This is a genomic window from Thermoanaerobacter ethanolicus JW 200, from assembly GCF_003722315.1.
In the GTDB taxonomy this organism is placed as follows: Bacteria; Bacillota; Thermoanaerobacteria; order Thermoanaerobacterales; family Thermoanaerobacteraceae; genus Thermoanaerobacter; species Thermoanaerobacter ethanolicus.
Genome location: NZ_CP033580.1, coordinates 166,592 through 179,828, shown reverse-complemented (window position 1 = coordinate 179,828; position 13,237 = coordinate 166,592). Strand labels below are relative to the sequence as shown.

Here is a 13,237-nt window from a genome sequence, read left to right as displayed (position 1 = left end):
GCAGGTCGAAGTACGTCATGTACTTAGACTGGAGGTCTTATGCAAAGTGCATAAGGTTTCTAAGGTATCTATAATAGTCGAGCATAGGTCAGTATGGGTTTTGCAATACCTTGCCTTTTAAGTGAGGTATAAAGAGATTTGTACTGGCTGAAGCGAAGACCATTACGAGCCTTACTTTTTTCAAACACCGGGGACGGTTCCTTTCGTCTGAAAATCGAAATAAACAGACAAGAGGAACCGTCCCCTTTGTCTGAATTTTTAAAAATAGATGATGTGGAGATTTTTGTTTTATTATGATATAATCGGTTTTAGGTGATTGCAAAATGAGATAAATATTAGAGTAAAAAAGTTACATTACAAGGAACAAAATAAAGAAATTACATTTTAAAGGCACGCTCAAGAGGGGAAAAGAGAAATGGAAGAAAGATACAAATTCAAAAAAGACAATACCTAACACACCTTTTTAATGTAAAAAGGTGACAAACGAATCAAACCATAAGAACAAGTTATCAAGCCAAAAGTTTTTTCAAAGATAAAGGATGTTCAAAAGTACCAAGTTTTGCAGTAATAATTAAACCAATATGTTGAGTGATAGCCCCAAGAAAAACATCAGCTTTGATTGACCTGGTATTTATGAGTTTAAAGCTATCAACAGCGATAGAACTTTTTAAAAGAGAAATAGATTTTTCAATAATAGGGCGTTTTTCATAAAGTTTGGACCACTTTTTAGAGTTACGAGGGACAACAGTGTTTTTTCTAAAATCAATATCAAGGGTAGTATAGAATATTCTGCCGCATTTAGAAGAGGTACAGGGGTTATCACATTGAAGGATATAAGTAGTTTTACCGTTTAGTCTAACTTTTTTGGACATAGGGCAAAGCCATTTAATTCTGGTAGTTCTACCTTTTTCCCGGACGATGCCATCATAGGACATTTTAAGAGAAGGGTCACGGGGGCAGGTAGGGATACCATCAGAGTTAAAAGTAGGCTGAGGTAAGTTTTTAGAATTTCGAGGGTTAATAGGGATAATAGGGATTATGCCATGCTCTGAGAACAAGTATTTGTAATTATCAAAAGAATCAAACCCAGCGTCACCTAAGAAGTATCTATAAGAGAAATTAGGATGTAAATTAAAGAATTCCTTAAGAGAAGGGATTAAAGTTTTAGAATCGTACAAATCTTTAGACTCGGCAGCAGATTTAGCAGTATTGACATTTAAAGAATCATCGTCATAGAAACTAATATGCTGAATAATGCCTAAGCCATTAGTGAGGATGGTAGCTTTGATAGAGTAACAATAATGGCCATTAATATAAGAGAATTTAGCATCAGGATTAGAGTGAGCGAACTTAGGCATTTTAGAACAAGCATAAGAGTGGGCATCAAAATCAGGATTAGATTTAGAGAACTTTTTAATATTTCTATAAAGGGAATCAAAGAACTTAGGATTATTTTCTCTGACATAAGGTTGAAAGCCAGTAGTATCAGCGATGAGGATATTAGAAAGTGAAGGATTAATAGCCTGACAAATAGGCTCAGTTAAATTAACAAGATTATTGAAGAAATTCTCCAAATCTTTGAGGAAAATGGATTTAAATCTAGAGAATTGAGAAGGATGAGGGACTCTTTTAAAGCCACAAAGCTCTCTTAATTCTTTAGAGAGCTTAAGAACATGGACAAGGAGTTGAACAGTAGGGATAGAGAGAATTTTTTGGATAATCAAAGAAGTGAGCATAGATTCAAGAGAAAAATCCCTATGACGCCCGAAGTGAGAATAATAATGGGCGTAAAAAGAAGGTGGAATAAGTTCAGATAAATCAATAAAGGAATCAAAGAGTTTAATAAACTTGGGTTTATCTTCTTCAAAGAAGGATTGAACATCATCGTAAATATCGGAGAGAGAAAGTTGTTTAGCTTTGATTTTCATAGGATTTCCTCCATTTCTTTTTGGGATTTGGTTCTCTATATAAATTCGACGAAAGTGGAGGAATTCCTTTGAAAATATATAGCAGAATCCCTTAATCCATAAGGATTTTGGGATTCTGCAAAGACCTAATATAATCGGTTTTAGGTGATTGCAAAATGAGATAAATATTAAAGTAAAAAAGTTACATTATCAGGAACAAAATAAAGAAATTACATTTTAAAGTCATGCTCAAGACGGAAAAAGAGAAATGGAAGAAAGATACAAATTCAAAAAAGACAATACTTAACACACCTTTTTAATGTAAAAAGGTGACAAACGAATCAAAACATAAGAACAAGTCATCAAGCCAAAAGTTTTTTCAAAGATAAAGGATGTTCAAAAGTACCAAGTTTTGCAGTAATAATTAAACCAATATGTTGAGTGATAGCCCCAAGAAAAACATCAGCTTTGATTGACCTGGTATTTATGAGTTTAAAGCTATCAACAGCGATAGAACTTTTTAAAAGAGAAATAGATTTTTCAATAATAGGGCGTTTTTCATAAAGTTTGGACCACTTTTTAGAGTTACGAGGGACAACAGTGTTTTTTCTAAAATCAATATCAAGGGTAGTATAGAATATTCTGCCGCATTTAGAAGAGGTACAGGGGTTATCACATTGAAGGATATAAGTAGTTTTACCGTTTAGTCTAACTTTTTTGGACATAGGGCAAAGCCATTTAATTCTGGTAGTTCTACCTTTTTCCCGGACGATGCCATCATAGGACATTTTAAGAGAAGGGTCACGGGGGCAGGTAGGGATACCATCAGAGTTAAAAGTAGGCTGAGGTAAGTTTTTAGAATTTCGAGGGTTAATAGGGATAATAGGGATTATGCCATGCTCTGAGAACAAGTATTTGTAATTATCAAAAGAATCAAACCCAGCGTCACCTAAGAAGTATCTATAAGAGAAATTAGGATGTAAATTAAAGAATTCCTTAAGAGAAGGGATTAAAGTTTTAGAATCGTACAAATCTTTAGACTCGGCAGCAGATTTAGCAGTATTGACATTTAAAGAATCATCGTCATAGAAACTAATATGCTGAATAATGCCTAAGCCATTAGTGAGGATGGTAGCTTTGATAGAGTAACAATAATGGCCATTAATATAAGAGAATTTAGCATCAGGATTAGAGTGAGCGAACTTAGGCATTTTAGAACAAGCATAAGAGTGGGCATCAAAATCAGGATTAGATTTAGAGAACTTTTTAATATTTCTATAAAGGGAATCAAAGAACTTAGGATTATTTTCTCTGACATAAGGTTGAAAGCCAGTAGTATCAGCGATGAGGATATTAGAAAGTGAAGGATTAATAGCCTGACAAATAGGCTCAGTTAAATTAACAAGATTATTGAAGAAATTCTCCAAATCTTTGAGGAAAATGGATTTAAATCTAGAGAATTGAGAAGGATGAGGGACTCTTTTAAAGCCACAAAGCTCTCTTAATTCTTTAGAGAGCTTAAGAACATGGACAAGGAGTTGAACAGTAGGGATAGAGAGAATTTTTTGGATAATCAAAGCAGTGAGCATAGACTCAAGAGAAAAATCTCTATGACGTCCAAAGTGGGAATAATAGTGGGCATAAAAAGAAGATGGAATAAGTTCAGATAAATCAACAAAAGATTCAAAGAGTTTGATAAATTTGGGCTTATCTTCTTCAAAGAAGGATTGAACATCATCGTAAATATCTGAGAGAGAAAGTTGTTTAGCTTTGATTTTCATAGGATTTCCTCCATTTCTTTTTGGGATTTGGTTCTCTATATAAATTCGACGAAAGTGGAGGAATTCCTTTGAAAATATACAGCAGAATCCTTTAATCCATAAGGATTTTGGGATTCTGCAAAGACCTAATAATCGGTTTAAAAAGGAGGGGAAAATTATAAGATTAGAGGGATAGCAAATGAGAAAATTATTTTTACTTCTTGCTGTGGTGATGTTCTTTTTAACTTCCTGTGATGTAGTAAAGCTTAAAGAATCGTCTACAACCAGGGAAGAACCACCTATAAGGTTGGTATTTTCACTTCCTAATTCAAGCGAAGATTTTGATAATACCCTTTATACCGGCCTTTTGTACGACAACAATTCTAACAAAATAGCAAGTGAATTTTTAAAAAATAAACGCATTGGATATTATAAATTATCACCAAGACAAGACAGAATTATTGTGGGAATCCATTACGATGCTGCTTCATTTGAATACTATGTGATAAACATTGATGGCAGCGCTCCAGAAAGACTTACTCTTCCTGTAAGAGATGGAATATATCCAGTGTGGAGTGATGATGGGGAGTATATCTATGGTATTTCACCGGATTCTTTAAATGCTAAAAGTGGGTATATATTTTCTTATGAAGTAAATAAAGGGACATTCGAAAAATATCCTTTAGAAGGCGAAATAAATTCTTGTGGCAAAATTAAGCCATATTTTGACAATAAAGGGGTGCTGTTTATCTGTGATAACAAAATAAACTATCTAAATTTTGAAAACAAGGTCGTAAAGCCGGTTTACAGTTTTAACGAAAATGTAACGTATGGGAGTTTAGATAAAAGTAGAACTATATTTGTGCTAAACGATGAGAAAAACTGCTTAGATGTTTTGGATGGAAATAACTTCAAAATAATAAAAACGTACAAAAACATTTTAAAATACAGATTTTATTCGCTTGACAGTATGGCATTTCCGGATGGTGAATATGTTATATTCAAGATTTATAAATATGACAATAAAGGTAATTTTATAGGTGCACCTATAGTAGATGTTAATTTAAATGGAAATGTGAGGGAATTAAAGGAAAGCGATAATTTGGAATGGAATTCAGTGAAATTTGTTTCTGAAAGCAAACTGGCTGGCGTTAGTCGAGCTGAGAAAGTACTCTTTTATGATTTAAATAGCTTTCAAGATATGCCCTATATGGAAACGGTACTTTGCCGCAATAATGAGATTGGGTATTTAAAAAAACTCAAGATTGCTCTGCCAAATGGGTGGAAGGAGAAATTTACAGGCGGAAATGAAATTTATATCTTAAATTCAAAGGATGAAATTAACGGTGGTATATATGTTATAAGTTATTACAAAGACCAATATTTTGGAGGTTTTCTTCCAAATCACAGCGAACTTTTAAAAGAAGAAAATATAAAAACGCCTATCGGAGAAGGAAAAATTGCCGTTTTGAGGAGAAGCCCTCCTGCTGCTTCCAATGACCCTACAACATATATTGAGATTTTTGGAATTATTCCAATTGCAGACAATGATTTAGCTTACTGCATATGGCTTGGACCATTAAAGGATGATGTAAAAACTATAAATGAGGCTGTAAGAATAATGGAATACATGATGAAAAATTTAAATACAATGTGACTTTAGTCATGAGTAAATGGTGACTTTGTATACTACAAAACTTTCACCATTTCCTTTATTATATTCCTAGAAAACCAAATCAATTTCAAACAAAGGGGACGGTTCCTTTCGTCTGAAAATTTATTTTGTAAGGAGAGGGTGTTTCATGAAGATAGTTAGAATGAAGGATGTAATAAAAAGGTTTGGTGATGTTATAGCTTTAGACAATATGAATTTAGAAATAGAAGAAGGAGAAATTTACGGCCTATTGGGTCCTAATGGAGCAGGGAAGACGACAGCTATAAGCATAATCTGCGGCTTGCTCAATTTTGATAGAGGAGAGGTGTATGTTTTTGATAAAAATATACGCAAAGAACCGGAATTCATAAAGAAGAGTATAGGTATTGTGCCTCAGGATGTGGCTATCTACGGAGATTTAACAGCCTATGAAAATGTCCAATTTTTTGCAAGTCTTTATGGACTTAGGGGAAAAGAGCTAAAAGAAAGTGTAGAGATGGCATTAGAGTTTGTAGGTCTTTCAGATAAAGCGAAAGAAGTACCAAATAAATTTTCAGGTGGTATGAAAAGAAGGCTAAATATTGCCTGTGCCATTGCCCATAGACCTAAATTGATAATAATGGATGAACCTACAGTAGGTATAGACCCTCAATCGAGGAATCACATTTTGGAATCTGTTAAAAAGTTAAATGAAATGGGTAGTACAATTATTTACACAAGTCACTATATGGAGGAAGTAGAGGCTATCTGCACGCGGATTTCTATAATGGACCATGGCAAGGTTATAGCTGAAGGAACAAAGGAAGAACTCACTTCAATGGTTACAGATGTGAATACAGTTTATATTGAAATTGGCTCAATTGATGGAATAAAAGAGGAGGAATTGAAAGGAATAAAGGGTGTAAAAGCTGTTGAGATAAGAGATAGCACGATAAAGATAACAAGCTTAAAAGATGTGAGCAATTTTGATGATATAATCCACTATTTTATTTCAAAAAACATACCAATACGTAACCTAAGAAACGAAATTCCCGATTTGGAGACAGTTTTTCTTACCCTGACAGGAAGAAAATTGAGAGATTAGAGGTGAAAATATGAGAATCCTTACAATAATGCTTAAAGAAATAAAGGAAATTCTTTATGACAAGAAGGTAATGGCTATTATGATACTATTGCCAATAGTTCTTATTGGAATTTTAGGTTTTGCGTTTTCGTCAACATCAGATATAAAATTAGGGGATATAAAAGTCATATATACAGATGAAGGAGATACGATACTTTCACAGGGTTTTGATATTTTCATTAAAGAAACTGATAAAATGGGAGTAAAATTTGTAGAAATAAAAGATGTCAGCAAAGGAATAAGTGAAATAGAAAAACGCAAATATGATGGTTATGTTTTTTTAAAAGGTAAAGATATAACTTTTTATAAGAATGCACATGGAGATATAAAAACGGAGATTGCAGCAAGTATGATTGACTCTTTTGCTGATACTTTTAAAGGAATGACAGCTATAGCTTCACAAAATCCTGCCTTTCTTAAAAATAGCGGCGATATAAATTTAAATAGAGAATTTATAAAAATAACCTCTATTGACAGAAAAGTTAAACAAACATCATTCGATTATTATTCTGTTACGATGCTTACTTTAATAATTTTATACGGTGCTATGAGTGGTGTATTTTCAATAGATATGGAAAGGACAAAAAAGACAGGGCGCAGAATATTAGCTTCTCCTGTTAAGAAATATGAAATATTGATGGGGAAGGTGTTAGGGGTAACTTTTTCTGTTTTTATACAGGCCTTGATTATTGTTCTTTTTAGCAAATACATCTTCGGAACTAATTGGGGAAAGGATATTGTAACAGTTTTTGTGATTATAATTAGTGAGATAATTTTTGTGGTGGGCTTGGGAGTGAGTTTGGGGTTTATTATAAAAAATGGAGCAATGGCACAAGGTTTACTAAACGGTATAATTCCTTTTATAGCCTTCTTAGGTGGTTCTTATATTCCTGTAAAAGAAATGGGAAGTCAATTTATTGAGAAACTTTCAAATTTTTCTCCAATTACATGGACAAATACAGCCATATTTAATGTGATATTGGGAGGCAATTATCAATATGTACCTACAGCCCTCATGGTAAATTTAATTCCTGCAGCTTTTTTCATAGTGTTGTCAGCTTATTTATTCAGAAGGGAGGCTTTTTAAGTGAGAGAGCTATTTTTGGTTATGAAGAATACAGTAAAGTTGTTTTTTAGAAGGAAAGGGAATATTATTTTATTGATTTCTGGTATTATAATTCCACTTTTCTTTTTGCTTTTTACCTATGGTGGCAGCGGGCAACTTAGAATAGGTGTTGTAAATAGGGATAAAAGTCAGATTTCAACAGATTTAATTAATTCATTGGAAAAAACGGATAAATTCAAGGTTGTTTTTCTGAAAGAAAATGAGATAAATGATAAAGTATCGAAAGGAGAAGTTGACAGCGCTATAGTGATTCCTCAAAGATTTGAAGAAGAAATTTTGAAGGGAAATCCAAAGGATGTAGAGATTGTATCAATAAAAGGGGAAGAAACCACCTTATTTTTGAAAAGTTATCTTGACCGCAAGATAAATGTTCTTTACAATTTAAGTAAGGCATCTGAAGGAAATAAAGAAAATTTTTATAAGATGTACGACCTTTATAAGAACAGTCCTTTTAGCTTGAAAACATATATTGTTGAAGATATAGGGAAGACGGCAGTGGCAACAACAAGAAGTTTAGGATTTTTTATAATGTTTTTGATGTTTAGCACTTTTAATATTTCTAATTTTATACTTGTGGAGAAGAGAGATAAAACTTTTTACAGAATTTTTGCTTCTCCTTTAAAGCCAAGAACTTATTTAGCGAGCAATTTCTTTGTAAATTTAATTTTGACAGTTTTTCAAATAGCTTTTATACTTGCGTTGATTACCTTTATATTAAACTTAGGCTTCACAAAAGCGACATTTGATGTTTTTTTAGTACTGGTTTCTTTTGGAATAACCTCTATTGGTTTAAGTTCAATGATAGTTGCTTTTTCACCCTCTACAAGTTATTCTAATACCTTGTCTACTTTAATTATTACACCTACTTGTATGTTAGGGGGAGCTTTCTGGCCATTATATTTAATGCCAAAATCATTTCAAAAGCTTTCTGATTTTATACCACAGAAATGGGCAATAGACGCTATAGAAAAAATTCAAATGGGTGGTAGTTTAAGCGATGTTTATATGAATATAATCATACTGTTGGCTTTTGCATTAACCTTTATCCTGTTAGGAATATATAAAATTAAAACTTCTGAAAAAATGGGAGATTTTATCTAATTTATATGTTATAATCAGACAAGGGAGACGGTTCCTTTTGTCTGAATTATTATTTTTGGAGTGGATGTAAATGCCTAGAAAGTCAAGAGTTAAAAGCAAGAGTGGATATTATCATGTGATGTTGCGGGGAAATGAAAAGAAAAATATATTTAACAATGATGATGATAAAAAGCGCTTTATAGAAATATTGGCAGAGAAAAAGCTAGACGGGAAGTTTTATTTAACTGCTTTTTGTCTAATGAGTAACCATGTTCATTTGATGATCAAGGAAGGCAATGAAGATTTATCAGGTTCTATTAAGAGGATTGCAGGAACTTATGCTTCTTATTTTAATAAAAAATACGATAGGACAGGGCATTTATTTCAGGATAGGTTTAGAAGTGAGCCAGTTGAAGATGAGAGTTACGTTATAGCATTAGTAAGATACATTCATCAAAATCCGGTAAAAGCGGGACTAGTGAAAAAAGTTTCTGATTATAAGTGGAGCAGTTATAGCTGTTATCTTAACGATAATGATAAAATGTGTCAAATTGTAGATTTAGACTTGATTTTAGGCATTTTCTCTGATGATAAAAAGAAAGCTATAGAACAGTTTAAGAAATATATGGAGCAGACAGAAGGCACTGAAGTTTTTATCGACATTGAAGAAGAAAAAATGAGTACGGAAGAAGCCAAAGAGTTATTTAAAGAAATGGCGATGGAATTTGGGATTAAAGATATAGAAAATCTGGAAATTAAAAAACGTAAAGAATGGCATGACTTAATAAAAAAATACAGAGAAAAAACCGGACTTTCAATTAAAGATATTGCTTCTATTGCTGGGGTGACTAGGTATAGTATACATAAGATTTTGAAAGAAAAAGGCAAAGCCTGACTATATAGGCTGATTAAATTTAAAAGATCAGACAAGAGGAACCGTCCCCTTTGTCTGCTTTGTCTGCAGACTTAATTTTGGGGATTTTCTCAAAAGACAAGGAAAAGGCACTCAAATTGCTCTTTACTTTTCCCGCAATAGAGAATTTGACTGATTGCAATTTGCAGTTATTAGGAGTATAATGAAAATGAAAGAAAAAGTAAAAAGGTGATATTTTATGGAAGACAAAAGTGTTGAAGTAAAAAAGTGCTTTACATAAAATGAGTGTTGATGAAGTAATTCGCAATTTAAAAGTTGAAGTTAACAACGGTAATGGTAGTAATTGGTTTGTCTGTTTTGCTTTCCTTTGGAATCAATGACTTTGTGAAATACCTTTTTTAAGAAGACATGGATAACTTTTGAGTATTTCTAAAGCCGCCTTTTAAAGCGGCTTTTTTGGAGGATATATACGGGAGGAAAGGAGAACATATATGTCGTTCATCGCCCAGGTTAAATTTTTGCCCAAAGAAGTAAAACGTTTTATAGCAACTGAAGCCTTATTGGGTATAGGAATGGGGATTTTTGGTTTAGTATTAAATTTGCATTTGCTTGCTTTAAACGTTTCTCCTGAACAAATAGGAGCTCTTAATTCTGTAGGAACTTTAGTGATGGGGGCAGCTGCTATTCCAGCAGGTTTTTTTGCTAATTATATTGGGAGAAAACGAATTTTTATATCAGGAATAACTCTTACAGGGATAGGATATGGGCTTTTTGGATTAGGGGAATCTATAGGAGTTTTTTATTTGGCACAGATTATACAATTTATAGGAATTTCCTTTTTGATTACAACAGAAATACAGCTTTTATTTTCATATGCTGAGACAAATGAATTGGAAACTGTAAGTTATAGCCTTTTATTTGCTGTTTTTACTCTATTTAGTGGAGTAGGTACGCTTTTGGGAGGCTTTATACCCAATTGGTTTCCATATGGTAATACAAAATATCAAAGTTCTGTGTATATATCAGCCGTGTTAATTTTAGTGGCGGCTTTATTAAGAGGGATTTTGTTGCCATGCGTAAACAATAGTTTTGATAAAGGTAAGAGTAAGTTGTTATTGTCAAATATTAGAATTTACCAAGTTTTTGATAAAAAAATTCTTTTAATTATTTTTTATCTTTTTTTGGCGGGTATGGCTTTTTCTACGATAATTCCTTTCCAAAACGTGATTGTGAAATTTCGGATGGGTTGGAGCGATGAATATGTCTCCTATTTGCTTACAATAAATGGGCTAATTTTGTTTTTTGCGTCTATGATAATGCCATGGATAATAAATAAATTTGGAACCATTAAAGCTTATTACTATGTATATGGGATGAATTTATTGTTTGCACTTATATTAGCCTTTAATAATATTTCTGTAATGATGTTTTCAACAATATTTTTACTAAGAAGTGGTAGTTTTACGCTTTTGAATAATATGATAGAAAGTCAAACAATGTCTGTTGTAGAGGAAGAAAAAAGGGATTTTTTTGCTGGAGTAAAATCACTTTTAAGGAGTATAGGATCAGCAATAGCCAGCTATTTAGCTGGCTATATCCTAGAAAATCAAAATTATACTTATCCCTTTCTAATTACGTTTGTAATACTATTAGTAAGTCTTTTGTATTTTGCTATATTTATTAAACCGATTTTTATTGAGAAGCTAAGCAATAGTAACTTTTCTTTTGAAGAAGAAATTCAAAAAGATGTGGAAGGCATCTAGCTATACCAAATGGCAAGCTACGAAATGCCCTCCTCCTACATCTTTGTATTCTGGTACTTGCTCTCTACAAATGTCTTTAGCAAGTGGGCATCTTGTGTGGAATTTGCATCCTTTTGGTGGATTCGCAGGGCTCGGGATATCTCCTTCTAAGATTATTCTTTCTCTTTTTAAGTCTGGGTCTGGAATTGGAACGGCAGACAAAAGGGCTTGTGTATAGGGGTGAAGTGGATGGGCAAAAAGTTCGTCTCGTGCTGCCATTTCAACTATAGACCCAAGATACATTACTGCAACTCTTGTGCTTATATGCTCTACTACACTCAAATCGTGAGAAATAAACAAATAAGTTAACCCTTTTTGCTCTTGCAAATCCATAAGTAGGTTGATTATTTGGGCTTGTATTGAGACGTCAAGAGAAGATACAGGTTCGTCTAACACAATAAATTCAGGATCTAAAATGAGTGCACGAGCTATTCCTATTCTCTGACGCTGACCACCAGAAAATTCGTGAGGATAGCGGTCTATATGGTACGGAGCTAATCCGCATATCTCCATTGTTTCTATGACTTTATCCCGCAATTCATTTTTAGAAATAAGGCCATGGTCTAAAAGAGCTTCTCCTATGGCATCTCCTACTCTAAGGCGTGGGTTTAAAGAGCTAAAGGGGTCTTGGAAAACCAATTGCATTTTAGGTCTTAGTTTTCTAAGCTCGCTTTTTTTGAGACTGTGAATAGGAATAGATTTGTAAAAAACTTCTCCGTCAGTTTTATCATACAACCTTATTATAGTACGCCCGACTGTGCTTTTACCACAACCAGATTCGCCAACAAGACTTAAAGTTTCACCTTTATTTATAGTGAATGTCACTCCATCTACTGCTTTTACATATCCTATCGTCCTTTGTAAAATACCGCCTCGTATTGGGAAGTATTTTTTAAGGTTTTTTACTTCTATTAAAGGTTCACTCATTTTTTCCACTCTCCTTCATAGAGCCAGCAGGCGACTTTGTGCCCATTTTCGTCAGCTGCAAGTTGAGGTATCTTTTGGCGGCAAATGTCCATTGCATATTCGCACCTATCGCTAAAATAACAATAGTCTCCCAAACCAATAGGGTTAGGCACTTGCCCTGGGATTGTGTATAGTCTTTCTTGCCTTTGACCAATTATTGGTTTTGCTTTTAAAAGACCTCTTGTATATGGGTGTTTAGGGTTTTTGAAAAGTTCTCTTACAGGAGCTTCTTCAATAACTTTTCCAGCATACATAACTACTACGTAGTCAGCTATTTCAGCAACAATTCCAAGGTCATGGGTTATAAGCATTAAAGCCATATTTCTTTCCTGCTTTATTTTTCTCAAAAGGTCAAGAATTTGGGCTTGAATTGTAACATCAAGAGCGGTGGTTGGTTCGTCAGCTATGAGGAGTTTTGGGTCACAACTTAAAGCGATTGCAATCATTATACGCTGTCTCATACCACCACTTAACTCATGAGGATAACTTGTCATTATCTGTTCAGCTCTTGGGATTCCAACTTGTTTTATAAGTTCAACAGCCTTATTCCAGGCCTCTTTTTTGGTCATGAGTTTATGCACCATCAAAGGCTCCATTATTTGTTCTCCAATTGTTAAAACAGGGTTTAAAGAAGTCATGGGTTCTTGAAATACCATGCCTATTTCATTACCGCGTATTCTTCTCATTTCTGTTTCATTTAATTTAAGCACATCCCGCCCGTCAAAGATTATTTCTCCCCCTTCAATTTTTCCCGGAGGTGATTGAATTAACCTCATTAAAGACAAAGCAGTTACACTTTTTCCACAGCCAGATTCACCAACTATACACACCGTTTCCCCTTCTCGTATAGAAAAACTAACGTCATTTACTGCTTTTACAACACCTTCTTCAGTGTAGAAAAAAGTTTTGAGGTTACGAAATTCCACTAGGTTTTTTGCCATTTTG

Annotated in this window: 10 protein-coding genes; 6 read left to right on the top strand and 4 right to left on the bottom strand. The window is 33.5% G+C overall.

Annotated features, from left to right (window positions below; all coding sequences use genetic code 11):
- Positions 1–509: 509 nt before the first annotated feature.
- Complete coding sequence (locus EB239_RS00990) at positions 510–1,928, bottom strand: transposase (protein ID WP_003871455.1); 1,419 nt, start codon at positions 1,926–1,928, stop codon at positions 510–512.
- A gap of 341 nt (positions 1,929–2,269) precedes the next feature.
- Positions 2,270–3,688, bottom strand: a complete 1,419-nt coding sequence (locus tag EB239_RS00985) for a transposase (RefSeq protein WP_129545072.1) — start codon at positions 3,686–3,688, stop codon at positions 2,270–2,272.
- A 178-nt stretch (positions 3,689–3,866) separates the two neighbouring features.
- Here EB239_RS00985 and EB239_RS00980 point away from each other — a divergent pair, with 178 nt between their 5' ends.
- The 6 genes from EB239_RS00980 to EB239_RS00955 all read left to right on the top strand — a co-directional run bounded on the left by EB239_RS00980 (position 3,867) and on the right by EB239_RS00955 (position 11,287).
- Positions 3,867–5,324, top strand: a complete 1,458-nt coding sequence (locus tag EB239_RS00980; protein ID WP_003869646.1) for a TolB-like translocation protein — start codon at positions 3,867–3,869, stop codon at positions 5,322–5,324.
- Between the two features lie 145 nt (positions 5,325–5,469).
- On the top strand, positions 5,470–6,405 hold the full coding sequence (locus EB239_RS00975) for an ABC transporter ATP-binding protein (RefSeq protein WP_003869647.1): 936 nt from the start codon (positions 5,470–5,472) through the stop codon (positions 6,403–6,405).
- Between the two features lie 10 nt (positions 6,406–6,415).
- On the top strand, positions 6,416–7,531 hold the full coding sequence (locus EB239_RS00970; protein WP_003869648.1) for an ABC transporter permease: 1,116 nt from the start codon (positions 6,416–6,418) through the stop codon (positions 7,529–7,531).
- On the top strand, positions 7,532–8,671 hold the full coding sequence (locus EB239_RS00965) for an ABC transporter permease (RefSeq protein WP_003869649.1): 1,140 nt from the start codon (positions 7,532–7,534) through the stop codon (positions 8,669–8,671).
- A 70-nt stretch (positions 8,672–8,741) separates the two neighbouring features.
- Positions 8,742–9,545: an REP-associated tyrosine transposase gene (locus EB239_RS00960; protein WP_003869650.1), complete on the top strand. Its 804-nt coding sequence runs from the start codon at positions 8,742–8,744 to the stop codon at positions 9,543–9,545.
- Positions 9,546–10,015: 470 nt separating this feature from the next.
- Positions 10,016–11,287, top strand: coding sequence for an MFS transporter (locus tag EB239_RS00955; RefSeq protein ID WP_003869651.1), 1,272 nt, complete (start codon positions 10,016–10,018; stop codon positions 11,285–11,287).
- Here EB239_RS00955 and EB239_RS00950 read toward each other — a convergent pair whose 3' ends face one another.
- Positions 11,288–12,253, bottom strand: a complete 966-nt coding sequence (locus EB239_RS00950) for an ABC transporter ATP-binding protein (protein ID WP_003869652.1) — start codon at positions 12,251–12,253, stop codon at positions 11,288–11,290.
- Positions 12,250–13,233, bottom strand: a complete 984-nt coding sequence (locus tag EB239_RS00945) for an ABC transporter ATP-binding protein (RefSeq protein WP_003869653.1) — start codon at positions 13,231–13,233, stop codon at positions 12,250–12,252. The genes EB239_RS00950 and EB239_RS00945 overlap by 4 nt, the downstream gene beginning before the upstream one ends.
- Positions 13,234–13,237 lie beyond the last annotated feature (4 nt).

Coding starts and splice junctions, on each gene's coding strand:
- EB239_RS00990 (WP_003871455.1), bottom strand. CDS start 1,928: ATGAAAATCAAAGCTAAACAACTTTCTCTCTCCGATATTTACGATGAT.
- EB239_RS00985 (WP_129545072.1), bottom strand. CDS start 3,688: ATGAAAATCAAAGCTAAACAACTTTCTCTCTCAGATATTTACGATGAT.
- EB239_RS00980 (WP_003869646.1), top strand. CDS start 3,867: ATGAGAAAATTATTTTTACTTCTTGCTGTGGTGATGTTCTTTTTAACT.
- EB239_RS00975 (WP_003869647.1), top strand. CDS start 5,470: ATGAAGATAGTTAGAATGAAGGATGTAATAAAAAGGTTTGGTGATGTT.
- EB239_RS00970 (WP_003869648.1), top strand. CDS start 6,416: ATGAGAATCCTTACAATAATGCTTAAAGAAATAAAGGAAATTCTTTAT.
- EB239_RS00960 (WP_003869650.1), top strand. CDS start 8,742: ATGCCTAGAAAGTCAAGAGTTAAAAGCAAGAGTGGATATTATCATGTG.
- EB239_RS00955 (WP_003869651.1), top strand. CDS start 10,016: ATGTCGTTCATCGCCCAGGTTAAATTTTTGCCCAAAGAAGTAAAACGT.
- EB239_RS00950 (WP_003869652.1), bottom strand. CDS start 12,253: ATGAGTGAACCTTTAATAGAAGTAAAAAACCTTAAAAAATACTTCCCA.
- EB239_RS00945 (WP_003869653.1), bottom strand. CDS start 13,233: ATGGCAAAAAACCTAGTGGAATTTCGTAACCTCAAAACTTTTTTCTAC.